This window comes from Acidibrevibacterium fodinaquatile (assembly GCF_003352165.1).
Lineage (GTDB): Bacteria > Pseudomonadota > Alphaproteobacteria > Acetobacterales > Acetobacteraceae > Acidibrevibacterium > Acidibrevibacterium fodinaquatile.
This window is the reverse complement of sequence record NZ_CP029176.1, coordinates 2,095,585-2,119,502: the sequence shown is the minus strand read 5'-3', so window position 1 is coordinate 2,119,502 and position 23,918 is coordinate 2,095,585. Positions and strand designations below refer to the sequence as shown.

24 protein-coding genes, 1 tRNA gene, 1 other RNA gene and 1 pseudogene are annotated in these 23,918 nt (G+C 65.7%); 19 read left to right on the top strand and 8 right to left on the bottom strand.

Annotation, left to right across the window (positions count from 1 at the left end):
- Positions 1-132 precede the first annotated feature (132 nt).
- Positions 133-851: pseudogene (locus DEF76_RS10175) on the top strand (IS5 family transposase); the annotation flags it as partial.
- A 380-nt stretch (positions 852-1,231) separates the two neighbouring features.
- Here DEF76_RS10175 and DEF76_RS10170 read toward each other — a convergent pair.
- On the bottom strand, positions 1,232-1,684 hold the full coding sequence (locus DEF76_RS10170; protein ID WP_114912241.1) for a hypothetical protein: 453 nt from the start codon (positions 1,682-1,684) through the stop codon (positions 1,232-1,234).
- A 62-nt stretch (positions 1,685-1,746) separates the two neighbouring features.
- On the opposite strand from DEF76_RS10170, the gene DEF76_RS10165 reads away from it, so the two are divergent.
- The 5 genes from DEF76_RS10165 to DEF76_RS10145 all read left to right on the top strand — a co-directional run bounded on the left by DEF76_RS10165 (position 1,747) and on the right by DEF76_RS10145 (position 3,922).
- Positions 1,747-1,977 (top strand): hypothetical protein, encoded by a 231-nt coding sequence (locus DEF76_RS10165; RefSeq protein ID WP_114912240.1) that lies wholly within the window; start codon positions 1,747-1,749, stop codon positions 1,975-1,977.
- Positions 1,978-1,996: 19 nt separating this feature from the next.
- Complete coding sequence (locus tag DEF76_RS10160; RefSeq protein WP_114912239.1) at positions 1,997-2,326, top strand: cell division protein ZapA; 330 nt, start codon at positions 1,997-1,999, stop codon at positions 2,324-2,326.
- Positions 2,327-2,336: 10 nt separating this feature from the next.
- Positions 2,337-2,493: non-coding RNA, 6S RNA (ssrS, locus tag DEF76_RS10155), on the top strand.
- Positions 2,480-3,103 carry a 5-formyltetrahydrofolate cyclo-ligase gene (locus tag DEF76_RS10150; protein WP_240318971.1) on the top strand — a complete coding sequence of 208 codons (624 nt, stop codon included), beginning with the start codon at positions 2,480-2,482 and terminating at the stop codon, positions 3,101-3,103. The genes ssrS and DEF76_RS10150 overlap by 14 nt, the downstream gene beginning before the upstream one ends.
- 3 nt (positions 3,104-3,106) lie before the next feature.
- The gene (locus tag DEF76_RS10145; RefSeq protein ID WP_114912238.1) at positions 3,107-3,922 is read left to right on the top strand and encodes a TIGR00282 family metallophosphoesterase; all 816 of its coding nucleotides are present in this window, start codon (positions 3,107-3,109) and stop codon (positions 3,920-3,922) included.
- Between the two features lie 57 nt (positions 3,923-3,979).
- Here the strand turns inward: DEF76_RS10145 and efeB are convergent, their stop codons facing one another.
- Positions 3,980-5,248, bottom strand: a complete 1,269-nt coding sequence (efeB, locus tag DEF76_RS10140) for an iron uptake transporter deferrochelatase/peroxidase subunit (RefSeq protein ID WP_114912237.1) — start codon at positions 5,246-5,248, stop codon at positions 3,980-3,982.
- Entirely contained in the window at positions 5,245-6,381 is a 1,137-nt protein-coding gene (locus DEF76_RS10135) for an NHL repeat-containing protein (RefSeq protein ID WP_114912236.1), read from the bottom strand. The genes efeB and DEF76_RS10135 overlap by 4 nt, the downstream gene beginning before the upstream one ends.
- Before the next feature lie 276 nt (positions 6,382-6,657).
- Between DEF76_RS10135 and DEF76_RS10130 the strand changes: the two genes are divergently transcribed.
- The 6 genes from DEF76_RS10130 to DEF76_RS10105 all read left to right on the top strand — a co-directional run bounded on the left by DEF76_RS10130 (position 6,658) and on the right by DEF76_RS10105 (position 14,174).
- Positions 6,658-8,076: a beta strand repeat-containing protein gene (locus DEF76_RS10130; protein ID WP_162800592.1), complete on the top strand. Its 1,419-nt coding sequence runs from the start codon at positions 6,658-6,660 to the stop codon at positions 8,074-8,076.
- Between the two features lie 123 nt (positions 8,077-8,199).
- Positions 8,200-9,363 (top strand): acyltransferase family protein, encoded by a 1,164-nt coding sequence (locus DEF76_RS10125; RefSeq protein WP_162800591.1) that lies wholly within the window; start codon positions 8,200-8,202, stop codon positions 9,361-9,363.
- Between the two features lie 206 nt (positions 9,364-9,569).
- Positions 9,570-10,817, top strand: coding sequence for an LLM class flavin-dependent oxidoreductase (locus DEF76_RS10120; protein ID WP_205215977.1), 1,248 nt, complete (start codon positions 9,570-9,572; stop codon positions 10,815-10,817).
- Positions 10,814-11,605, top strand: a complete 792-nt coding sequence (locus DEF76_RS10115) for an alpha/beta fold hydrolase (RefSeq protein WP_114912232.1) — start codon at positions 10,814-10,816, stop codon at positions 11,603-11,605. The genes DEF76_RS10120 and DEF76_RS10115 overlap by 4 nt, the downstream gene beginning before the upstream one ends.
- Before the next feature lie 156 nt (positions 11,606-11,761).
- Positions 11,762-13,843: an elongation factor G gene (gene fusA, locus DEF76_RS10110; RefSeq protein WP_114912231.1), complete on the top strand. Its 2,082-nt coding sequence runs from the start codon at positions 11,762-11,764 to the stop codon at positions 13,841-13,843.
- 13 nt (positions 13,844-13,856) lie between these two features.
- Complete coding sequence (locus tag DEF76_RS10105; RefSeq protein ID WP_240318970.1) at positions 13,857-14,174, top strand: hypothetical protein; 318 nt, start codon at positions 13,857-13,859, stop codon at positions 14,172-14,174.
- Positions 14,175-14,333: 159 nt separating this feature from the next.
- Here DEF76_RS10105 and DEF76_RS10100 read toward each other — a convergent pair whose 3' ends face one another.
- Complete coding sequence (locus tag DEF76_RS10100; protein WP_114912229.1) at positions 14,334-15,017, bottom strand: protein-L-isoaspartate O-methyltransferase family protein; 684 nt, start codon at positions 15,015-15,017, stop codon at positions 14,334-14,336.
- A gap of 177 nt (positions 15,018-15,194) precedes the next feature.
- Here DEF76_RS10100 and DEF76_RS10095 point away from each other — a divergent pair.
- The 5 genes from DEF76_RS10095 (at position 15,195) to DEF76_RS10075 (ending at position 18,347) form a co-directional block, all read left to right on the top strand.
- A tRNA-Cys gene (locus DEF76_RS10095) sits at positions 15,195-15,268 on the top strand.
- 127 nt (positions 15,269-15,395) lie between these two features.
- Positions 15,396-15,884: a host attachment protein gene (locus DEF76_RS10090; protein ID WP_114912228.1), complete on the top strand. Its 489-nt coding sequence runs from the start codon at positions 15,396-15,398 to the stop codon at positions 15,882-15,884.
- A gap of 82 nt (positions 15,885-15,966) precedes the next feature.
- On the top strand, positions 15,967-16,464 hold the full coding sequence (locus tag DEF76_RS10085; protein WP_114912227.1) for an Hsp20/alpha crystallin family protein: 498 nt from the start codon (positions 15,967-15,969) through the stop codon (positions 16,462-16,464).
- A gap of 13 nt (positions 16,465-16,477) precedes the next feature.
- A complete protein-coding gene (locus tag DEF76_RS19330; protein WP_162800590.1) occupies positions 16,478-17,110 on the top strand; it encodes a hypothetical protein in 633 nt (210 codons plus the stop codon).
- 88 nt (positions 17,111-17,198) lie between these two features.
- A complete protein-coding gene (locus DEF76_RS10075; RefSeq protein WP_162800589.1) occupies positions 17,199-18,347 on the top strand; it encodes a hypothetical protein in 1,149 nt (382 codons plus the stop codon).
- A gap of 13 nt (positions 18,348-18,360) precedes the next feature.
- Here the strand turns inward: DEF76_RS10075 and DEF76_RS10070 are convergent, their stop codons facing one another.
- The 4 genes from DEF76_RS10070 to ubiT all read right to left on the bottom strand — a co-directional run bounded on the left by DEF76_RS10070 (position 18,361) and on the right by ubiT (position 22,184).
- Positions 18,361-19,521 carry a Rid family hydrolase gene (locus DEF76_RS10070; protein ID WP_114912224.1) on the bottom strand — a complete coding sequence of 387 codons (1,161 nt, stop codon included), beginning with the start codon at positions 19,519-19,521 and terminating at the stop codon, positions 18,361-18,363.
- A gap of 85 nt (positions 19,522-19,606) precedes the next feature.
- A complete protein-coding gene (gene ubiV, locus DEF76_RS10065; protein ID WP_114912223.1) occupies positions 19,607-20,527 on the bottom strand; it encodes a ubiquinone anaerobic biosynthesis protein UbiV in 921 nt (306 codons plus the stop codon).
- A complete protein-coding gene (ubiU, locus tag DEF76_RS10060) occupies positions 20,524-21,516 on the bottom strand; it encodes a ubiquinone anaerobic biosynthesis protein UbiU (RefSeq protein WP_114912222.1) in 993 nt (330 codons plus the stop codon). Before ubiU ends, ubiV begins: the two co-directional genes overlap by 4 nt.
- Positions 21,513-22,184 carry a ubiquinone anaerobic biosynthesis accessory factor UbiT gene (ubiT, locus tag DEF76_RS10055; RefSeq protein WP_114912221.1) on the bottom strand — a complete coding sequence of 224 codons (672 nt, stop codon included), beginning with the start codon at positions 22,182-22,184 and terminating at the stop codon, positions 21,513-21,515. Before ubiT ends, ubiU begins: the two co-directional genes overlap by 4 nt.
- A gap of 155 nt (positions 22,185-22,339) precedes the next feature.
- Here ubiT and DEF76_RS10050 point away from each other — a divergent pair, with 155 nt between their 5' ends.
- Positions 22,340-23,011 carry a 2OG-Fe(II) oxygenase gene (locus tag DEF76_RS10050; protein WP_114912220.1) on the top strand — a complete coding sequence of 224 codons (672 nt, stop codon included), beginning with the start codon at positions 22,340-22,342 and terminating at the stop codon, positions 23,009-23,011.
- Positions 23,012-23,022: 11 nt separating this feature from the next.
- Positions 23,023-23,700 carry a 2OG-Fe(II) oxygenase gene (locus DEF76_RS10045; protein ID WP_114913804.1) on the top strand — a complete coding sequence of 226 codons (678 nt, stop codon included), beginning with the start codon at positions 23,023-23,025 and terminating at the stop codon, positions 23,698-23,700.
- Positions 23,701-23,918 lie beyond the last annotated feature (218 nt).

Sequence of the window (23,918 nt, the reverse complement as noted above, 5' to 3'; positions counted from 1 at the left end):
GTTTTGATTGAACCATCCTGTTCAATCAAAACCGGCCAACTTGCTCGCCAAAAAATAGGGGTAGAGCGTGATCGACTTAGAGCCCCTTTCAAAACCGCTTGTACCTTGATTCAATTTGATTCATGAAGGGGCATGCCCGCGCCCCAACTCTCCGACAGCCTGTGGTCGATCCTCGAACCCTTGCTCCCTCCGCCGCGCCCGCGGCCAAAGGGTGGCCGGCCGCCGATCTCGGCACGCGCCGCGCTGACGGGCATTCTGTTTGTGCTACGCAGCGGCATTCCCTGGGAGATGTTGCCTCGCGAGATGGGCTGCGGCTCTGGGGTAACCTGCTGGCGGCGCCTGCGCGACTGGCAAGCGGCCGGCGTTTGGGAGCGGTTGCACCGCGAGTTGCTGCGCCGCTTGCAAGACGCCAACCGCATCGACTGGAGCCGGGCCGCGCTGGACAGTTCCGCCATCGCGGCAAAAAAGGGGGTGCCGCGACCGGGCCGAACCCGACCGATCGGGGCCGTCCCGGCACGAAACGCCACCTCGTCACGGACCGTCACGGTATCCCGCTCACGTTCGCCCTGACCGGGGCCAATGTGCATGACAGCGTGCCCTTCGAGCAGATGCTCGATGCGATCCCAGCGATCCGCGGCAAGCGCGGCCGGCCGCGGCGCAGGCCGAGAAAGCTGCACGCGGACAAGGCCTATGATCATCGCCGCTGCCGCCGCGCCTGCCGGCAGCGAGGCATCACGCCGCGCATCGCCCGGCGCGGCGTCGAGACCAGCGAGCGTCTCGGCCGCTATCGCTGGGTCATCGAACGCACCTTCGCCTGGCTCAATCGCTTCCGGCGTCTCACCATCCGCTACGAGCGGCGCATCGATATCCACAGCGCGTTTACAAGCATCGCTTGCTCCCTCATCGCCCTCCGGGCTCTGGAGGGAAGGTTTTGAAAGGGACTCTTAAACCGATCGCGCTCTAGAGGGTGAGAGCTCGTCGTCCATGAATTATGCGATGTAATACCGGTCAGCGAAATCGCTGACCGGTATGCGCGCAGGGTTGGTGTGGCGGCTGCGCGCAACATCAAAAAGATACCAGCCAACCGTCTTCAAGCGACGTGTCATTCTTTCGGCTGGCTGGTATAACCCCGCCTTGGGACGGAGGGTGCTGAGTTAGCGGCGGCTGTGAGCGGGCCAGCATTTCGATTCCCCGCTGCAGCCTCCCTCTTTCGCGCGGGTTGCGTTGGCCGTTAGCGCATTGGGCGGGGATCTTCTGTCATCAGCCAGGCGGCGATCAAGGCGCGCGCTCGCGGGGAAAACGGATCGGGCGGCAGCGTGAGGGCAGGGGGGCGGCAGGCGAGGAGTTCTGCCCCGCATTCCGCCGCCGCCCGCGCGATCACCGCCTGTGCCGGCGTCTCGGGCGCCAGCACGAGGCGCTTTGCGCCGGCGCGAAGGGCTGCGAGCGCCGCGCCGGGGCTTGCCGCGCAGTCGATCACATCGATCATGGCGGTCGCTGGGAAGGCGTCGGTAGCCGTGGCGATCAGGGCCCGCCACCACGGCGCGCCCATGCTGAGCGCGGCGCCGGGCAGCGACAGCAAGGTGACGGCGAGGCCCGGCGCCAGCGCCGCTTCGGCCGCGTCGAGGCTGGTGACGACGATGGCCGGCGGCAGAACGCGGGAATCGCCAGGGCGGGCGCGAATCATTGCTTGACGATCAAGCCGTTCAGGGGTTGAAACTCAAGTGACCTTGCAACCCGGAGAAGGCGATGGCCGAGTCTGATCCGAACGCCGAAGCCGCGCTGGCGCGCCTTGAGGCCGCGCTCACGCGCGTCGCGGCGCTCGCCGCGCAAAACAATAACCCGGCTCTTGCTGCGCAAAACAACACCGCGGCGCCGCAGGCGCCAGCGACTGCGCATCCCGCGTCCGCCGCTCTCGCCGCCGGACTCGACCAACTGATCGCGCGGCTGCGTTCGGTTCTCGCTGAAACCGGCGGTTGAGAAGACACAGGAGAGCGATATGGCCCAGGTCACGCTGCGCATCAACGGCTATGTCTACACCGTCGGCTGCGAGGACGGCCAGGAGGGGCATCTGCAGGCGATGGCGGAGGAGGTCGAGCAGCGGATCAGCCAAATCAAGGCGCTCGGCGGCCAGAGTGGCGAGGCGCGGCTTTTGCTGCTCGTCGCCCTCGTGATGGCCGATGAACTGCATGACCTCAAGGCCGAGCTTGCCCAGGCGGTCGCGCCTGACGCGGGCGCCCAGGCGGCCGCCAGCCGAGGGTTGAGCAAGCGCCTCGAGCACTTGGCGGCGCGCGCCGAGGAGATTGCCGATTCGCTCAACCATCCCTAAAGTGATGGGTGCGGAGCTGCCCGGTGCGTCAGGCAACTCATCCCCGGGGCCAGTAAGCATTCCTCCCGGGAGCTGGCTCTGTCGGGATCGTGGTCTCGATATCCGGTGCCCACCTGCACACGCAGGCCTTGGGAGGATGATACGCCAACGGCCATGGCGGCTTCGCGCTTCCCCCCTTTGGTTTGCCGTGCGCGCGAGATGAGCGGCGAGGCGGCGGATCGCGCGCTGCTCGCGGCCAAGCGCGAAGCCCGCGCGCGCGCGCTTGCCCGGCGCGCCGGCGCCGATCGCACGCGCGGCGCGGCGCTTGCCGAGATCGTCCTCCGCGAAATTCCCTTGCCCGCGGCTGCGGTGGTTGCCGGATTCTGGCCGATCGGCGACGAAATCGATATCCGCCCGCTGCTGTTTGCGCTCGCCGAGCGAGGCCATCCGATCGTATTGCCGGAGACGCCGCGCCGTGGCTTGCCGCTGATTTTCCGCCGCTGGCAGCCGGGCGCGGCGCTGCTTCCCGGGCGGTTTGGCACCTCTCACCCCGATGGCCCGGCGCTCGCGCCGGAGATTCTGTTCATCCCGCTGCTCGCATTCGATCGCGCCGGCAACCGCCTTGGCTACGGCGCCGGGTATTATGACCGCAGTCTCGCCGCACTTCCCGGCGCGCGGCGGATCGGCTGCGCCTATGCCGCGCAAGAGATGGCGCACGTGCCCGCCGGCCCGTTCGATGAGGTTCTCGACGCGGTCGCGACCGAGCGCGAAGTGATTTTTTGTAGGAAAACGGAATAGGCGATGCGCATTCTTTTTCTCGGCGATCTGGTCGGCCGCAGCGGGCGGGAGGCGGCGATCGCGGCGCTGCCGGCGCTGCGCCGGACGCTTGCCCTCGATCTCGTCCTCGTCAACGCCGAAAACGCCTCGCACGGCTTCGGCCTCGCGCCGGACATGGCGGCGGCTTTGTTCGCCGCCGGCGCGGATGTGTTGACGCTCGGCAATCACTCCTGGGACCGCAAGGAAATCATCCCCTATATCGCGCAAACCCCGCGCCTGATCCGCCCGCTCAACTACCCGCCGGGAACGCCTGGCGCCGGGGTTGCCGAGGTCACGCTCGCCGATGGCCGGCGGGCGGTGGTGATGAACCTCATGGGGCGCCTCTTCATGGAATTGCTCGATTGCCCTTTCCGCGCCGCCGCCGAGGCGCTCGGCCGGCAGGTGCTGGGGGCAGGGGCGCAGGCGATCGTGATCGATTTCCACGCCGAGGCGACGAGCGAGAAAATGGCGTTTGCCCATAGTTTCGATGGCAAGGTCTCGCTCGTCGTCGGCACCCACACCCATTGCCCGACGGCAGACGCTCAGATCCTTCCCGGCGGCACCGGCTATCAGAGCGATCTCGGCATGTGCGGCGATTACGACAGCGTCATCGGCATGAAGAAAGAAGCGGCGGTGGCGCGGTTCTGGCGCAAGGTGCCGGGCGAGAAGCTGCAACCGGCGGAAGGCGAGGCGACGCTCTGCGGCCTCTTCGTCGAGACCGATGACAAGACGGGTCTCACCCGCAAGATCGCGCCGTTCCGCCAAGGCGGGCGGCTTCAGCCGGTGATGCCGGAAGGATAGTCCGAGGCGTGGCGCAACGGCGAAACGCCGCGGACAAACGCAGCCCCGCCCGCCATGTTACGTCGCGGCGAACAAAGCCTCGCCGATGAATTCGCCTTCGGCTACGCCGCGCGGGCAGGCAAAGAGCGCGCTCGCGGTGTGGGTGGTGAACTGGTTGAGCGCATCGAGCTTCGCCATGGTCTCGAAAATCCGGATGAAGCCCGCCTGCGGGTCGCGCTGATAGGCGAGAAAGAACAGGCCGGCATCATATTCCAGCCCCTGGCGCCAGGGCGGCCAGCGTTCGGCGGTGAAATTGACCCCATCGTCATAGGCGTAACCACGGCGGAGGATGCGCGCGCCACCGGTGCTCGCCGCCGCGCCGAGACGGACATGGGCGTTCTCGGCGATCACCGGATTGCCGTCGGCATCGTTTGCCGCGAGCGGCAGCGGAGCGAATTCGTCTTTGGCGCCGAGGGGTGCCCCGGAATATTTGTGCCGGCCGATGGTCTGCTCTTGGAAATCGACCTCGGTGCGGTCCCAATGCTCGAGCGCGATGCGGATGCGCCGGACGACGAGATAGCTGCCGCCTTGCAGCCAGGGCGGGGCCTCGGCGCCGGCCCAGACCACCGAAGCGGCGTCATCGCCGACGGGGTTGTTGGTGCCGTCCTTGAACCCCATCAGGTTGCGCGGCGTTTCCCCGGCCGGGGTGCGCGGCAGGAATCCGGCCTGCACCCAGCGGAGTTGCGCCGTCCCGTAAGCAAGCCGGGCGAGTTGGCGGACGGCATGGAACGCCACTTGCGGATCATCGGCACAGGCTTGGAGCGAAAGATCGCCACCCGAACGCTCAGGCACGAGCTGATCGCCGTTGAAGCGCGGCAACGCAACGAGTGGCGCCGGCCGGTGCGCGGCAAGCCCGAAGCGGTCGACGCCGTCATGCTCGAACAAATCCGGCCCGAAGCCGAAGGTGAGCGTAAGGCGCGCCGGGCCGAGCCCCAACGCTTCACCCGAATCGGCGCCGGGCTGGCTCGCATCGGTGCCCAAGGGCGCCGCGGTTTGCCCCGCGGTGAGGCGCTCGGCGGCATCCGTCCAGCGACGCAGGAGAGCGATCAGCTCGGTGCGATCTCGCGTCGTCACATCGAACGCCGCGAAATAGGTATGGGTCTGTTGCGGCGTCAGAATCCCGGCCTGATGGGCGCCGCGAAACGGCAGCCGATCGGACGCCGGGGCGGCGGCGGGCGCCGCCTCGGCACCTGCCCGCCGGCCGAGGATGGCGCCCGCCAAGCCTGCGGTCGCGGCGAGCAGCGTGCGGCGGGAGGCAAAGGGGCAGCCGCCAGTCGCCTCTCTCATCGCGCCAGCACCAGCGTGTTCATGTCGTCCTCGACGTAATAGAGCCCGTCGCCCTCCGGGGTCAGGGCGAGGCCGAAAAGATCGCCGTTGCCGGGCGGGGTCTGCGCCTTGTCGGCGTCGAACCATTGCGCGCCGAGCTGCCGCCCGCTCTGGGGGTCGATTTCCACCACCTGGCCATTGAGCCCGTTGGTGACGAGAAGATGGCCGCCCGGCGTCATCGCCAGCGCCAGCGGACGCTTGAGCAGGCCATCCTTGGTCACCTCGCGCCCGGTGCCGGCGCTGGTCGAGCGGGTCGCGGCGTCGGCGATGGCGGTGATGCGGTTGCCGATCGCATCCGAGACATAGAGCGTGCCGTCGGCGCCGAGGGCAAGGCCAGTCGGGCCGATGACGAAGACGCCCTTGTCGGCCTGCTCGCCGAAACCCTCGCCGATCACCGTCTCCCGCGTCACCGCCGGCGCCTTCCCCGGGGCGAGGGAGAGATCGAGGCGGAGCACATTGGCCTTGTGGACCACCGGCGCGTCATCGCTCGGGGCACCAACATCGAAACCGGTATTGCTCAGAAACAATGTTGCGCTGTCGCCGCGATCGATCACCGCCATGTTGCCCCACGGGCCATTGATAGGCGCGCTGGTGATGACGGTCTCGACCGCGCCTTCGGGGCTGAGCGCGATCAGGCAGCCCTGGCCCTTGGTCGCGGTGGTGCCGTCATGGCTCGGGAGACTGCCGACGATGACGTGGCCTGAACGCAGCATGGTCATCGCCGTGGTCAACCCGACCCCGCCCGGGCAGCCCGCGAGGTCTCGCGGCAGGGACGCGAACAGGGCGAGGCTTTTATCGCCGGGGCGATAGCGGACGATGGTGGTGCCGAGGCCTTGGAGATTGTTCTTGTCGTTGAAATTATCGACGAGAACGTCGTTTTTCTGGATTTTGCCGGCCGAGACCGGCGCGATGGCGATGGCATAGGGGTTTTGGTCGCCGTTCTCGGGGACGGTGGAGGCGAGGGTGACATGGTGATGGAGCCGGGCGAGGAAACTGTCTGGCGCCGCCGCCAATAGTCGCGTGGCGACGAGAAGAGTGCCCGCGGCGGCGAGCGCCGAGAGGCGCAAACGGGGGTGGGGCGCGGTTTCGGGCATGGCGGATCTCCTGGTCGCGAGCGTTTGATTGATTGGGGCTTATTAATATTGCGAATAAGTCGCAATAACAAATGGCCCTGCCGCCGTCAACCTGGAGAGTATCGGCCTGGCCGGGCGCCGGTCGTCGCGTGACGGCTGCGCGGCATTGACGCGTGAGAGTGCGTTAACAAACCGAAAAAATTTCGGGAAGTGGCGTAATTTGCAGGCAAAAAAATTCTTGCTTTCGATGGTTGTCGCGGGTATTGAGTGACCAGGAAGAGTAGAAGGAATGGCGCGATGACCGCTGTATCAGTGCCGGCAGGCAACGGTACGTTTCAGAATCTGAATTTTAACACGACCGACAACGCGTCGTTCCAAAATACGCTCCTCTCCAGTTTCGCCACGACCTTCGCGTCGACAAATCTCTACACCAGCCTCAACCCGTCTGCGCCCTCCTCCAACCCGACGCAGCCGAGCATTTTCGTCGTCAATCCGACCCTGAACAGCAGCATCACCGGGGGCACGATCACGCTCGCGTCCGGTTTCAACGGCGTTTCCAATCTCGCGACCGGCAACACCACCATCGCCGGCAATAGCGGGGGGAATGAAAGCATCGTCTCCGGCTCGGGCAATATGACGTTCTATGCCGGCAAGGGCGAATCGGGCTCGCTCGCAGCGGCAGGCGGCAATAATACATTCTTTGGCCCCTCGGCCGCCGGCGGCAATTGGACCCTCCTCTTTGACGGAACGGGCAATAATACCGTCATCGCCGGTTCCGGCAACGATATGATCCAGACCAGCAGCGGTCAGGCCAACACGCTCTATCTCGGCACTGGCGCTGATACGCTCGCTTCCTATGGTGCCGACACCATCAATGCCGGCAACGGTCAGGATACCGTCTACCTCTACGGCTCCAGCGGCAATAACGCCCTTGTCAATGGTGGCTCCGGCACCTTGACGGTGGTCGATAATAGCGGCGCCGGGACGGTGATGGGCGGGGCTGGACCCGAGACCATCTTTGCCAATGCCGGCGGTGGCACCTATATGGGAAGCGCTTCCGAGTCTGGCTCGATGGTTTTCGTCAACAACGTCACCGTCAGCGGTGGCGCCGCCAGCACCTTCACCGCCGGGCTCGGCAATACGACCGTCTTCGCCATGAACGGCAATGGCATGTACAATTCCGGTGCCGGCGCCTTCACCATGCTCTCTGAAAACGGCGTTGACACGGTCAATGTCGGCTCGGGCATGAACACCGTCCTTGCCTTTGCTGGCACCGGCGGCGACATTTCCCTCACCGGCGGCGGGATCGGTAACATTCTCGCTGCCACTTCGGGCAACACCACGCTGAACGCCAGCGGCAGCACCGGCGCCAATATTCTGTTCAACGTTGCCGGCGCCGGCAACGCGGCGACGCTGATGGGCGGCTCCTACTACAATTACTTCATCAACGTTGCCGGTGATACGACGATGGATGGTGGTTCGGGCACCAATTTCTTCCAATTCGTTAGCAACGGGGTGGCCGGCAACGATTTGATCAACGGCTGGAACAACAACGATCAGATCGATCTCTACAATTACGGCACTTCCCAGCCGACGCAAACCACGGTCAGCGGCGCCGGTGGCACCACAAATACTGTGATCACCTTGTCGGACAACACCCAGATTACCGTTGCCGGTGTCAGCAGCATCTCGACCAGCCATATCCATATCGGCTGACGTCGTTTCTCCACTCTCTTCCAAACCCGCCGCGCCAACACGCGGCGGGTTCTTTATTTGCAGCGCAGGCGAACGAAAATGTGGGCCGCTTGTCGTGCGCCCGGCGCAAAAGAGGCGGCGATCATGGAGATAGCGGGGAGCCGAGAAAAATACCTCGATGGCCTGCGCGGGCTCGCGGCCATGCAAGTCGTCTTTCAGCATTACACCTTGGCGTTCCTGCCCGCTTCGCTCGCGCGTTTCGGGATTCTGGCGGACGGCAATTTCGCGGTGTTCATTTTTCTTGTGATGTCAGGATTCGTGCTGACGCCGAGTTTCGAGCGGCAGCCGCATGCTCTCATCTCAGGTCTTGCGCGTCGCGCCGTTCGGCTCGGTCTTCCGGCCGCCGTTGCCAGCGCTTTCGCGGTGTTGCTCACGGCGGCGTGGCCGGGGCAGGCGCCAGCCGCGGCGGCGTTGTCGGGATCGTCGTGGCTCGCCGGACTGCAGCCGATCACCCCAGCGCAGGCACTTGCCGATATGTCGGGCCTCTCCTTGATCACGGGGTCCGCGGAAACCACGCTGTTCGGGCCCGCGGCCCGATTTCTGCCGCATTGGTCGGCGTCGGTCGATCCGCCATCCTGGAGTCTCCATCTCGAACTCTGGGGCTCGGCCCTGGTTCTCGTGCTGGTTTGGCTGCGCGCGCGGCATACTTGGCTTCACAGCGTCGCGCTGATGCTTTGCGCGTGGTTCATCGGCGTGAATGCGCTCAATCTCTTTGCTCTTGGCAGCGTGCTGTCCTTGATGGCCCGCAGCCCCTGGTTCCCGACCCTGATCGCGTGCCGCGGGCGGCGTGCGCTGGGCGTTGCGCTGGTCGCGGTTGGGATTTGGGTCGAGTATGGCGGATGGCTGCCCGCGCTGCGCTGGCTACAAGAGACCGATGCCGCCCGCGCCCTCGTTCACCCTTTTGCCTGGTTTTCGCTCAGCCAGGAATGCGCCGCGGTCTTGATCTTTGTTGCGGTTCTGCTCCTGCCAGAGCTGCATGGCTTGCTCCGTAGCCGGCTCGCGCAATGGCTCGGGAAATTGTCCTTCGCGATTTACCTGCTGCATTTTCCCATCATGCGGGAGCTTGGTTGCGCTGCGTTCACGATGGCCGTGGGATGGATTGGACAGGGGGCAGCGGCCTGCCTTGCGCTCGTGGTCGGCCTCGCGGCGACCTTCCTCGTCGCGGTTCCATTCGAACGCGTGGTGGACCGGAGCGCGATCGCCCTTTCGCGGCGCTGCGGCAAGCGCCTCGTTCCCGCCGCCGCTTAGCGAGAGCGCCGCGCCGTCCAGCCCGCGCGCGCCATGAGCTTGGAAACCATCGTCCCATAGCATTACGCTCTTGCTTTCGGCCTGCTGATCCTGGCAGCCTAACAACAAGCAGATCGACCAGCTCAGGCGCGGCGGCTTTGCTATCGCGCCCTGGGACATGATCACAGCACGCGGGGAACGTTATGCGCTTTACCTGGTTCAATCTGATGCCCTGGCCGGACCTGCCGGATGATTTCCGCGAACGATACCGCTCGGTCTGGGTCGATATCGATAGCCGCTTGTTCGAGCCGAGGCGCGGCCACGAGGTCTACAACACCTATCTCGATCAGCTCGAATACGCGGCGAGCCTCGGCTTTGATGGCATCGGCTGCAACGAGCATCACCAGAACGGCTACGGGCTGATGCCCTCGCCGAATCTGATCGCCGCGGCGCTGGCGCGGCGCACCCGCGATGCCGCGATCGTCGTGCTCGGCAATTCCATCGCGCTTTATAATCCGCCGGTGCGGGTTGCCGAGGAATTCGCCATGCTCGACGTGATTTCCGGCGGACGCCTCGTCGCCGGCTTTCCCGTCGGCACCTCGATGGACACCAATTACTGCTATGGCCAGATCCCGGCGCTCACGCGCGAGAAATACGCCGAGGCGCATGAGCTGATCATGCGCGCCTGGCGTGAGCCCGAGCCCTTTGCCTTCAATGGGCGCTACACCAAGCTCCGCTACGTCAATCTCTGGCCGCGGCCGCTGCAAAAGCCCCATCCGCCGATCCACATTCCTGGCGGCGGCTCGGTCGAGACCTATGATTTCTGCATCGACAACACCTATTCTTATTCTTACTTGAGCTTTTCTGGCTATCTCCGCGCCCGCGCCCTGATGGAGGGGTATTGGGAGCGGGTGGCACAACGCAACACGCCGGATTCCTCGCCCTATCGCGCCGGCTTCGCGCAGACCATTTGCGTCGCCGAAACCGATGCCGAGGCCGAGCGGCTCTATGCCGAGCATGTGCTCTATTTCTATAATCGTTGCCTGCATATTTTCCCCGGTTTCGCCGACGCCCCGGGCTATCGCACGATCAAGACCATCCAGTCCGGGGCGCTCGCGCAATATGGCGCCCGGTTCCGCTATCAGCCGATGACCTGGAAGGAGCTGATCGAGGGCGGCCATGTCATCGCTGGCAGCCCGGAGACGGTGCGCCAGCGCATGGAGGATCTGATCCGCGGGCTACGTGTCGGCAATATTTTCTGCCTTCTCCATGTCGGGAATATGCCGAACGAAAAAACCATGTATTCGACCCGGTTGTTCGCCGAGCGGGTGATGCCGGCTTTGCGCGGGATGTGGCCGGATTATGCCGGGGATGACCGATTTTGGTGCCACCCTCTGGAAAATCCGGTAACGCCGGCGCCGCTCGCCCGCGGCTTTGCGGCGGCCCCGGCGTGCGACGCGGAGGTTTCGCCATGATTACCGAGCGCGCGATCACCCTCCGCGAGCGCCGCGTCGCCGTTCTCGAAGGCGGCGCCGGCCGCGACCTGGTTTTTCTCCACGGCGCCGGCGGGCTCACCGCCGATGACCCGCTGCTTCGCCATCTCGCCGCGCGCTATCGCGTGCATGCGCCGCTGCTCCCCGGCTTCGGCGCGAGCGAGGACGCCCCAGAACTGCGCGAGATGCTGGATGTCACGCTGCATGGGTTCGATGTCATCGATGCGCTCGGCCTCGCGCGACCGCTTCTGGTCGGGCATTCGATGGGCGGGATGATTGCCGCCGAAATGGCCGCGATCGCGCCGCGCGAGGTCGAGGCGCTCGCGCTCATCGCCCCGGCTGGCTTGTGGCGCGACGAGCATCCGATTCCCGATCTCTTCGCGATGCTGCCCCATCACTTGCCGGCGCTCTTGTTCCACGATGTCGCGCTCGGCGAGCGGCTGCTGACCGGTGGGCTCAACCTCGAAGACCCACAATTCCTGATCGGCTTTCTGGTGCGGAACGCCCGCCAGCTCGGCATGGCCGGCAAATTGCTGTTTCCCATCCCCGATCGTGGCCTTGCCGACCGGCTTTACCGCATCCGCGCCCGCACGCTCCTGATCTGGGGCGAGAGCGACCGGCTGATCCCGCCGGTCTATGCCGATGCCTTCGCGGCTGGCCTCACCGCTGCTGCGGCGCTGCACCGGGTGCTGATCCCCGCCTGCGGTCATCTGGTCGGTGCGGAGCGGCCGGAAGCGGTGCTGACGGCGCTGGCGCAGGCGGGGTTCTGATCGCCCCGGCTTGCCAAACCCGCGTCGCTCCGCCATATCCGCGCGGGTCGGATCGGAAAAGGCTGGGCAAGCGGATTCCGATCGGCTATAAACCGAAGGAGATCGGGCGCGCGGGGCAGGGGCCTCGCCGCGCCCGTTGTGGTATGGAGGCCGCTCGTGTCTGAAACGCCGCTTGAAAAGATCCGCAATATCGGGATCACCGCGCATATCGACGCGGGCAAGACCACCACCACCGAGCGCATCCTCTATTACACGGGGGTTTCGCACAAAATCGGCGAGGTGCATGACGGCAACACCACGACCGATTACATGGAGCAGGAGCGCGAGCGCGGCATCACCATCACCTCCGCCGCGGTGACGTGTGAGTGGAAGAACCACCGCATCAACATCATCGACACCCCCGGCCATATCGATTTCAACATCGAGGTCAACCGTTCGCTCCGCGTGCTCGATGGCGCGGTGTTCATCATCGAGGGCGTCGCCGGCGTGCAGCCGCAATCGGAGACCAATTGGCGCCTCGCCGACCGTTACAACGTCCCGCGCATCATCTTCATCAACAAGCTCGACCGCACCGGCGCTGATTTCTATCGCGCCTTCGACACCCTCAAGGAAAAGCTCGACATCGTTGCGCTGCCGCTGCAACTCCCGATCGGCACCGAGGACCAGTTCGTCGGTGTCGTCGATCTCGTCGAGATGAAGGCGATCATCTGGGAGGGCGGCGAGCTTGGCGCCAAGTATCACGACGCCCCGATCCCCGCCGATCTCGTCGAGAAGGCGAAAGAGCATCGCCAAACGCTGCTCGATACCGCGCTCTCGGTCGATGACGCGGCGATGGAGGAGTATTTCGAGTCTGGCGACGTCGCGGTGGAAACCCTCAAGCGCTGCATCAAGGCCGGCACCATCAGCGGCGCCTTCCGCCCCGTGCTGTGCGGCACCGCCTTTAAGAACAAGGGGGTGCAGCCGCTGCTTGACGCCGTGCTCGATTACCTCCCTTCACCGGTCGATGTCCCTGGCATCAAGGTCGCCGCCGAGGAAGGTGAGGACGAGCATGCCGAGCGCCGCCGCATCAAGGCCGACCCGAACGCCCCCTTCGCCGGCCTCGCCTTCAAGATCATCAACGACAAATACGGCACCCTGACCTTCGTGCGGGTTTATGCCGGAACCCTCCGCTCGGGCGACACCGTGCTCAACACCACGCGCGGGCACAAGGAACGCATCGGCCGGATGTTTCAGATGCACGCCGACAAACGCGCCGAGATCAAGGAGGTTTCGGCCGGCGACATCGCCGCCTTCGTCGGCCTCAAGGACACCATGACCGGCGATACCCTCGCCGCCGCGAACGACCCGGTGGTGCTGGAGCGCATGGCCTTCCCGGTGCCGGTGATCGACATCTCGGTCGAACCGCGGACCAAGGAATCGGTCGAGAAAATGACCATCGGCCTGCAAAAGCTCGCAGGCGAAGACCCCTCGCTGCGTCTCCGCACCGATCAGGAGAGCGGCCAGACCATCCTCTCCGGCATGGGCGAGCTGCATCTCGAAATCATCATCGACCGGCTGAAGCGCGAATATGGCGTCGAGGCCAATATCGGCGCGCCGCAGGTCGCCTATCGCGAAACCATCACCCGCCCGCACACCGAAATCTACACCCACAAGAAGCAGTCCGGCGGCTCTGGCCAATACGCCGAGGTCAAGGTGATTTTCGAGCCGCTAGAGCGCAACGGCGGCATCGTCTTCGAAAACAAGGTGGTCGGCGGCGCGGTGCCGCGCGAATACATCCCGGCGGTCGAAAAAGGCATCCGCGTGCAGGCCGAAACCGGGGTGTTGGCCGGGTTCCCAACCGTCGATTTCAAATACACCCTCGTCGATGGCAAGTATCATGACGTCGATTCGAGTGCGTTGGCCTTCGAAATCGCCGCCAAGGCCTGTTTCCGCGAGGGGATGAAAAAGGCGAGCCCGATCATCCTCGAGCCGATCATGGATGTCGAGATCACGACGCCGCAGGACCATGTCGGCGATGTGGTCGGCGATATCAACCGCCGCCGCGGCATGATCCAGAACCAGGAAAGCTCGGGCTCGACGATCATTGTCCGCGCCCATGTTCCCTTGAAGGAAATGTTCGGCTATATTTCCGACCTTCGCAGCATGACCAAGGGGCGCGCATCCTTCACCATGCAGTTCCACCATTACGATCCCGTGCCACGCAACATCGCGGACGAGATCATGGCCAAAAGCGCCTGATGGCGGGCATCTAGTGCCAACGCCCCGTCTGCACTGGATGCGGGGGCGGCGCGACGAGGAGGGCGGGGAAGCCCGCACCCTCGAATGGATTGGGTGTGACGACGCGGGCGAGACGATTGCCCGCGTCGTTCGTTTACAGGGGCCGCTTCATGCCGGCTGGCGGCTCTATCAGGCCGTCGCCCTCGATACCGAGGCCCGCATCGTGCAGCTCCGGCCCGCTCCCCCGGCCGGTGCGGACTGGCTTGCCTATATCGGCGGCCAAGTCGTCGGCCGCGCAGCACTGCCCCTCCAGGCCGTCCGCACCGCCGAGGCGGCGCTCGGGGTGGGATGAGGACAAGGCTGTTCAATGCCCTGAGATGGCGCGCCGCGTGAGCCTATCATTGATGCCGGCGGGGCGGCTCGCGCTCTTGTCAACCAAGTCGAGATAGAGCGGCACGCCGTCAGAACCCGCCGGGAATAGACGTTTGCCCGGGGCTGAAGTCAGGAGGGCTCAGAAGACAAAGGCGGGGGTAGGGGTGAAGCCGGGCAGAACCGCGGTCGCCGCATCGAAGGCCGGACGCATCGCAAGGCCCGCGGCACTGCGCTCGGCGAGCACAGCGTGGCCGACATGGGCCATCGCCTGCGGCCCTGGCGGCTGCATCACAGCGACCAACCGGCCGGTCTCCCGCTTCAATTGTTCGCCGATCGCCGGCGGCAGGGTAGCGATGGCGCCGTCGATCAGGATCACATCCCAGGGCGCGCCGTTCGCATAGCCGGCGGTGAGCGGGCCGGTGACCAGGCGAACGGCGGGAGCGTAGGTGGCGAGAGCCGGGCGGGCGATCGCGATGAGCGCTGGGTCTTCCTCCAAGGCGGTGACATGGGCGCCGCAGGCGGCGAGCAGTGCCGCGCCATAGCCGGTGCCAGCGCCGATCACCAGCGCCTTCTCCCCCGCCTGCGGGGAGGCGAGCTGGATCAGCCGGACGGTGATCAAAGCTTGCGGCAGAACCCGCCCGCCACCGAGCGGCGCATCGGCATCGAGATAGGCGAGTTCGCGCCGATCCTCCGGCAGGAAGCGCTCGCGCGGCAGCTCGCGCGCGGCTTTGAGGAGACGCGGATCCGTGACCTTATTGGGACGGAGTAGCCCATCGACCATGACGGCACGGCGGACGGAAAAATCAGCGGCGGCAACATCCATGGGCAAAATTCCGATCCTCAAGGACACGCGCGGTGCGGCGGCGTAGCCTGTCCCGGCCCTTCTATAGCCGCTCGCGCCGCTCGCCAAGCCTCCCGGGCAACCCGTCCCACGCGCGGACTTGACCACCACCGCCCTCGCGCCCGATATAGCTCCCGCCCAAAGAGCGGCCGCCCAGAGGGTCCGGTGGCAGAGTGGTGATGCAGCGGACTGCAAATCCGCGTATGCCGGTTCGATTCCGGCCCGGACCTCCACGCGACGCAAGCGTGCAAGCTCAGCGCCGCTTCGCCGCGTGATTTGACCCAAATCAATGAAACGTGAGTGCCCGTGGCGCAGAGTTCGCGGCACGCACGGTTGGATCATTCAGGGCGAGGTGCCGCGATGTCCCAGCGCCGTCTTCTCATCCTCATCGCCGATGGAGAGCATGCGCGCTTGGTGCGCCCGGCGGCAGATCAGGCGCTCCACAGTGAGAGCGCGCTCGATTCGACCCTCGCGCATCGACGCGCCGCAGAACTGGCCCGTGACCGCCCCGGCGCCTCGTTCCACAGCGGCGCCTCCGCCCACCACGCCGAGACGCCGCGCCATGACCCGCACGAGATGGCCAAGGAGCGTTTCGCCGCTTCGCTCGCCGAGCAGATCACCGAGGTCGAAGCGGCGGGTGGCTTCGATGATCTCCTCCTGGTCGCGCCGGCGCATGTGATGGCGACGATCCGCGAGCATCTCGGCGAGGCCGCCCGCCGGCGGGTTGTCGGCACGCTCCTCAAAGATCTGACCAAGGTTCCTGACGAGGCGCTCGTGCCGCATCTCGCGCAATGGATGCGCCCCGGGCACCACCGTGACGGGCCAGGCGCGGTTGGGGGCGGCGGCTGATCTGCCGACGCTTCGCACCAGCCCCCGCCGTGCGAGACCCGTTTCCCGCCGTTAACACCAACCCTGAAGGAGATGATAAGTGATGGCAACGACATCCGTCCCTGTGAAGCAGACCGCCGCCGCGCCGGGCGCGACGGTCGATGTCTGGCGCCCCTTCCGCTCGGAAATCGAGCGGATGTTCGACCGCTTCGCCAACGGCTTCGGCCTTGCGCCCTTCGCTGGCGCGCGCTTCGATTCGCCGTTCACGCTCCCATCCCCTGCCGTCGATATTACCGAGAACGAAACCGCGTTCACGCTCAGCGCCGAACTGCCGGGGATGACGGAAAAGGACGTCGAGCTTTCACTGACCGGCGATACGCTCGCGATCAAGGGCGAGAAGCGCCAGGAACGCGAGGAAAAAGATGAGAACTTTCACCTCACCGAGCGCAGCTATGGTGCCTTCCAGCGCTCGTTCCTGCTGCCCGAAAGCGTCGATCGCGACAAGATCTCCGCCGAATTCGCCAACGGGGTTCTGCGCGTGACCATGCCGAAAACGGCGCTCGCTGCGCCGAAGAAAATCGAAGTCAAGGCGGCCGGCTGAGGAGAGACGAAACATGATCGGCATCACCCTGCTCCCCGAGCAGATTCGCGCGGCACCGCCTGAGATCCGTCGCTGGCTCGAGGCGGAAATCGCGGCGACGTTCGCCCCCGGCGTCGCCCCGGAGTCCTCCCATGCCGGCGCCCGTTACGGCAGCGCCCCGGCCGCGCATGATGCCGAAACCCGTCGATTGGTGGCGTGCGATCTCGATGAGGCGCGCGCCATCCTCTCCCTCATCCAGGGGATGCTCCCGGTCGTGTCGGTGTTTTTCGAACTCGGCCGCGAACCGATCGCGGTTTCCGCCGAGGGGCTGCGCGTCTTGCGGCTCGATCAGATGATGCAGCACGCGCATTTGCGCGCGCTCGATCAGCTCGCCGCGTGTTTGCAGGCGATCGACGCTGCATGCGAGCGGGTACGCGGCGTGGCAGACGCGGCACTGACCGTATTGGATGGGGCTGGCCATTGTCTCGTCGCCGAGGAGACCGGGCGGAGCGTTTTCCTCCTGTGGCAGGAAATCGTCGCAACCCACGATCTCGGCCAACCTGCCGCCGCCCTCGCGGGCGACGCGCCCGCTGGCGCCGCGGCGCCGCCGTTTTCGTCCCCTTACGCGATCTCGGTGCCGCCGCTCCCCACCCCTGGCGGCGGGTGATCGGGCGGCCGCTTCGGCGCGCGGCTTTGGGAAAGCGCGGCTTTGGCGCTATAGCGCGCGTATGAGACGGCGCGGGTGGAATCCAGATGTGTTTTCGCCGATGCGGGCGGGCGATGGCTGGCTCGTTCGCATCAAGCCGCCCGCGCAGCGTCTCACCGCCGCGAGCGCGCGGGAGCTGGCTGGGATGGCGGCGCGCTGGGGCAATGGTGCGATCGAAATCACGACGCGCGCCAGCTTGCAGCTCCGCGGCATCCGAGAGGCCGCTTTCGCTGATCTCGCCGCCGCGATGCGGGCGGCGGAGCTGGCGAGCGACGATCCAGCGCTGGAGCAGCGGCGCAATATCCTGGTCTCGCCGCTGGCCGGTGACGATCCGACGATCGCCGGCGATCCGTTGGCGCTCGCCGGCGCCCTTGGCCGACACCTCGCCGATCCGGCTTGTGCCGGTCTTTCACAGAAATTCTCGGCGGTCATCGATGGCGGCGGCGTGCTGTCGCTCGCGGGCTTGCGCGCCGATATCCGGATCACGCTGCGCGAGGATGGCGTCGACATCGCCGCCCTCGACGGCACCAGCCGCACCTGCCGCGCCGAGGAGGCGCCTGCCATCGCCCTGGCGCTGGCGGCAGCGCTGACGTTCGAGGCCCGCCCGCCAGCGCCGCCACCACCACCACCACCCGCCGGGTTCCTCCCCTATCCTCAGCAGACGCGCGGCGCCTTCGCCCTCGTTGCGCCGTTCGGCGCGATGCGGGCGCCGATGCTCGCCGCCCTCGCTGATCTCAGCGAGGCGTTCGGCGATGGCTTGCTCCGTCTCGCGCCGGGCCGCGCCGCGCTGATCGGCTCGGTGTCGATGGCGCGGGCCGCGGCTTTGGCGCAAGCGGCGCAGGCCGCCGGGTTCATCACCGATGCGACAGCGCCGAGCCTCGGGCTGATCGCCTGCATCGGCGCGCCGGATTGCGCCGGCGGCGATGCCCCGAGCCGCGCCGACGCGGCGGCGCTGGCGGCGCTGCTCGATGACGGCGTGGTGCGGCCGATCCATGTCTCGGGGTGCGCCAAAGGCTGCGCCCATGTCGGCCCGGCGCCGGTGACGCTAACCGGCGTCGGCCGGCGGGCGGACGGGCGCGGCCTCTATGATCTGGCCTTCGATGCCAGCACCGACCGCGTCGGCCTGCAAGCCGATCACCGTCTGCTTTCGATCGCGGACGCGGCGGCGCTCCTCAATCGCCGCGCCACGCACCGATAGCACCGAGCGGCGCTCAGAACGCCGGCAGCGCCGGCGCCTCCTGCCCGACGATCGCGATGCCTTCGACTTCGACCAGCCAGTCCGGCCGGCAGACGCGCCCCTGGACGAACACGGCCGGCACGTCCGGCAGGCGCTCGGCCAGCGCCGTCCTGATCCGCCAGTAATCGGCGGGATCGCGAAGATAAACGATGAGATGCATGAGCGCGTTGAGCGTGGCGTTGCCGGCGCGCAGCAGCGCCGCGACATTCTCGAGTGCCCGGTCGAGTTGGCGCAGGACATCGCCGGGATGCACCACCCGGCCGGCGCCATCGATGCTCGCGGTTCCAGAAATCATCAAATGGGCGCGGTCGGCATAGGCGATGCGCGTGCCGCGCTCGAAGGTGACGTTGTAATCCTGGGTCGGGCAGAGATAGTCGAAATCGTTGAGATAGGAGATCTGCCCCGGCGCGAGCCCGAGAATCGAATAGGCGTCCACCACAACGATATCGTAACGATGTGCGCACGCTCCCTCGATGCCGGTCGACGCGATGAAATGCGTTTTTGCCGTGAGATCCTGCTCGGTGAACAGATCACGCCGGCTCACGACCATATCGTTATAGAAGATATCGACATCTTTGACGTAGATCCAAGTGCGCACGCAATTGTCGCGCAGCGTGCCGCCAAGCCCGGCAACGACGGCGATCAGCGAATCGAACACGTTTCGGGTCTGGCGGGCGACGGCAATCGGTGCGTCCTCGGCCCCGCAACAGAGCCCGGTGGTCCAGAGATGAACGAGAGACTCCCGCTCGATCAGAACATGCCGCGGCGTGAGGCACTTCTTGCGCAATCCACGCGGGTCATCGACATGATAGGCAAGAAGCGCGATTTTGGCTTGCGATAGCGGCGGCTGCTGGATCAGCGAAAGCGCAACCGGCGAGCCATCCTCATCCATCGCAAGCCCGCTCTCGCTTACCCGTTTCGCTTGAGTCATCGCGTCACTGAGAAAAACCCGCCGGAACACCGCGCTTCCCGGCGCGAGGCCGAGCGCGCGCCGCGCCGCCGCATAGCGCCGTTCGAGATCCTCGATCTGTCCCGCCAAATCGAGATCGGCGTCCGGCTCGATGACGATGAAATGTTCGCCGCCGCGCGATGACCCAAAGAAAGATTTGCTGATCGTCTTATTGGTGCAAAGCATGAACCGGACTCTCCTATTGTCGGAAGGCGGGCCTATTGTCGGAAGGCGGGATTTCGTGATCACCAGACGCTCGCGCGAGGCGCAATCACGGCGGCGAGGGCTGCCATGCCATGCCGGGGCGGCCGTGGAGATAGCCGTTGATGAGCGGGACCGGCGCGATCCGCTCGCGCAGCCGCGCTAAAGCTTCCTTGGGGTCGATCGCGTGATCGAGAACGGCGCGATAGAGTTCCGCGACCGCGACCATGTCGAGCGTCTGCGGCGACAGGCGGAAATGGCTGACGCCGGCGTTGCGCAAGGCGTCGAGTTCGTCAAGCAGAACGAAATAGCCATGCGAGAGGGTCTGGGTGCCATTGATCGCAAGCACGGGCCGGCCATCGAGTTCCGCCGCCGCGAGCCCGTCCTGATCACGCTCACAGACAAACTGGCAGTCATCTTTGTGTAAATCATGGGCGCGCGCATGATAGCAGCGCTGTGAAATCGCCAGCGGCTGGCGACCGAAGACAAAAATTTCGGTCTCGCCGCTCGGATTGCTGGCCGCGAGGGTCGCGATCGCCGCCTTAGAAAGCTCGATCGGCAGCGCGACGCGAATCGCCCCGCGGTGGACGAGAACGTCGCGCGTCGCCTCGTTGAAAACATTGATCAGCGGGCCGGAGACGAATGCCCGCCCGGCCAGTAGCGCCAATGCGCCGAGATCGTTGATCTCGATGAGATCTTCCGCCGCGACCGACGTCGCATAGGCCGCGATCGCTCGCGCCTCGCGCCGCTCGGTGATCAGCGCCGGCGTCGACATCACCACCTGCTTGCCGGCACGGCGCAGCCGCGCCGCGATCTCCGGCAGATCTTTTTCATACCACGCGAGACGCTTGCTGCACACGACTTCGCCGAGATAGACGCAGTCGATTGGCGCTTCGTCGGCGATGCGGGCATAGAAATCGCGTCGTGCCGCCGCCGGCCAATGATACAGCAATGGTCCCAGCGTCAGGTGATCCTTCGTCACGACACTCATCGCCAACCTTTCTGATAGGCAGCCAGGGTTTCGCGCCCGCCCTCGGCGATTTCGCGGAGCGCCGCATCCGCCGACAGCGGCGCGCCCGCGGCGAGGGCGTCGAGATGGCGGCGGAACGCCGCAACGACCGCCCCAACATAGGCGCGGCTCCGCTGCCGCCCTTCGATTTTCAGCGCCGTGACGCCCGCGGCTTTGAGTTCCGCGAGCAGCGGCATGACGTTGAGCGCGGTCGGCTCCTCGAACAGATAGCGGGGCTCACCGCGCACCAGGAAGCGGCCCTTGCATGGCGTCGGATACGCCGCCCCCTCGGCGGCATCGACGCGATTTATCATGACATCGCCAAGATAAGAGACCAGTTGATCGCCCTCTTCGCGATAGCTCACATGCTCGGCCGGAGCGCAGACACCGTCACAGCTCGGCGAACGTCCGGTTATATAGGAGGACAGATAGCATCGCCCCTCGACCATGGTGCCAAGGCTGCCGAAGGCGAACACTTCCGCTTCGATGTTGGTCTCGCCGATCAGCGCCGCGACCTCGCTGACCGCGAGCACGCGCGGCAGGACGACACGGCTGACACCGAAGGTCTCCGCGTAAAAGCGGATCGCAAGCGGGCTTGCCGCCGCCGCTTGTACCGAAAGATGGCGGCGGAGACCGGGATGTCGGCGCGCGCTGTAATCGAGCATGCCGAGATCGGCGAGGATGACGGCATCGGCGTTGGCCTCGGCGGCCTCGTCGATTGCGCGCTGCCAGGGCCCGAGATCGCCGGCGCGGGGAAAGGTGTTGACGGCAACGAACACCCGGCATCCGCGCGCATGCGCATAAGCAACGCCGGCGCGCAGTTCGTCGCGATCGAAATTCAAACCCGGATAGTTGCGCGCGTTGGTGCAGTCCCGAAATCCGCAATAGACGCTGTCAGCGCCAGCATCGACGGCAACCTTGAGCGCCGCCGGCGTGCCGGCCGGGCATACCAGTTCGAGATAGCGCGTCATGCCGCCGTCTCGCTTTGCCCGCGCCGGCGCGCCATCGCTTCGATCCGCGCCAGACGCCCGCGAAAGCTTTGCATATCGCGCTCCAGCCGCTCACAGCGGGCGACGAATGGCGAGGGTTCGCGCCGTGCCGCATGGAGCGCCTCGTGCCGCAAGGCGGCGCGGCGGCGCGCGGCGGTGAGGCGCCGCTCGAGACTGAATGCGACCCGCCGCGCAACCGGCGCCAGCGGCCCGAAGAGCGCGCTCGTCGTCGCGAACAGATCGACGGCGTCGCGCTCGAGCGCGTTGCGCAGGATGACGATCGCCGCGGTGTTGCCGGTGACGGTGATTTCGCGTGAAAAGAATGCGGCGTCGCTGTCCAGTCGGCCTTCGAGCAGGGCGATCAGCGCCGCGAGCCGGCCTTTGACGGTGGCGCTCGGCGTCTCGGTGAATGCCGCGACCGCGGTCAAGGTCATTGCGCCACCGCCGAAGCGAAGCAGGAAGCGATGCGGCAGATCGATTGGTACGATGCCGATCACCATCGCGGGCTCGGCGGCGAGCGCGCGAAAAAGACGAGGATGCTCGCGCCTGAGCCGGCGCAAGAGCAGCGCCGCTGCCCGCGTGAGCGCCGGCGCCGGCAGCAAGGACAAAACCCCGCTTGCCAGCAGAAGGGGAAATTCGAACTCCGCCACGCGTATGTCCTCCGATCCGGCCCGCGCCGTATGCCAGGGCGCAAAGTCGCGCCGTTTTCCTCGCGGAGAACGTATCCCGCGTTGATCTAGATCAACGCGGGCGAGCAGAAACCCGGCACATCTCGCGACAACTGCCAATCGCGGAGAATAAATTCATGCTGGATGTCGACGCGTCTCTCAAAATGCTCGATGAAAAGGCCATCGCCGCGGCAAAGCTGGTGCGCGATCCTTATGATTATGCCTTCGTCGAGCAGGCGATGCCGGCAGCGCTCAAGGACGATGTCCTGGCCGATGCGCCGGTTATCCCTGATCGCGGCAGCTACGGCTTGCCGAGCTTACACTACGGCCCTCGCTTCGGCGCTGTCGTCGAGGATCTCCTGAGCCCGCGCTTTCGCCGCCTGGTCGAGGACAAATTCGATATGGATTTGAGCCGCCGGCCGCCGGTCATCGTCATGATGGGCAACACCACGGGCCATTACAACGAAGGGTACGCGCACCCCGATTCGAAACACAAAATCGTCACCGTGTTGCTCGGCTTCACCCGTGCCTGGCCTTATGAACGTGGCCGGTTGCGTGTCTTGCGCAGCGCCGATCGCGAGGATGTCGCCTTCGAATTCGCCCCCGAATTCGGCCGCATGCTGATGTTCCGCGTATGCGATCATTCCTGGCATGGCTTTCTGCCGCAGAAAGGGCCGCGCATGAGCCTGCAATTATGCTTCGTCGATTCGGAGTGGTATGTGCGCCGCGAATACTGGCGCCACAGCGCCAGCGCGATGGCCAAATCCGTGCCCGTCCTCAAAAAAATCATCGAATGGGCGCCGCGCTGAGGAGATCCGCCATGACCTATCCGACGGTTCCCGAGGCTGCGGAAATTTCCCGCCATTTCCGCGCGAGCATCGGCGCGGCAGAACGCAAGGAATCTCCCTATCGCCACTGGCTGTTCAAAAACATTTTCCCCGAGCAGCTCTGCACCGGGATTCTGACCCTACCGATCGCGCCGCCCGCGCTTGGCCGCACCGATGGCACGCGCAACAGCTACAATGATCGGCGGAGCTTCATCACCCCGGAGCTACAGCAAAAATTTCCGACCTGCGCCGTCCTTGCCGAGGCATTGCAGACGCCCGAGGTCGCGCGCCTCATGGCAGAGACCTGCGAGATCGCGGTGGACGGCAGTTTTCTTCGCATCGAATATATCCAGGATCTCGACGGCGCCTGGCTCGAGCCGCACCATGACATCCCGGAAAAACTGTTTTCGATGGTGATCTATCTCTTCATCGGCCCGGACGCGAAGGAATGGGGTACCGACATTTACGATCACGAAAAGCGTTGGGTTGCCCAGTCCCCGGGCGAGTTCAATTCCGGCGTGATTTTCGTCCCTGGTGAAAATACCTGGCACGGGTTTGAGCCGCGCCCAATCATCGGGGTGCGCCGCCTGATGGAAATCAATTATGTTGCCCCGAACTGGCGCGATCGTGAACAGCTCTGCTTTCCCGACCGGCCCATCCACACCGGCTAAAGCAACTGGGGCCAAAGCAAGTTGGGCCAAAGCAAGTTGGGATTGTCCGCGGCGGGATTCGAACCCACGGCCCCAGGATTCACACCACTTCGGCTTACGCCGCCGCGGGCAGGCCTGCCCGCGTTCGTGGTCCGGACTGTCCCTTCACCATGAGCCAAGAAAGCCTTTAGGTGCCGCCCGTCCAGTCTCTACACCTTCCCCGCGCCGCCGGCGCGGGG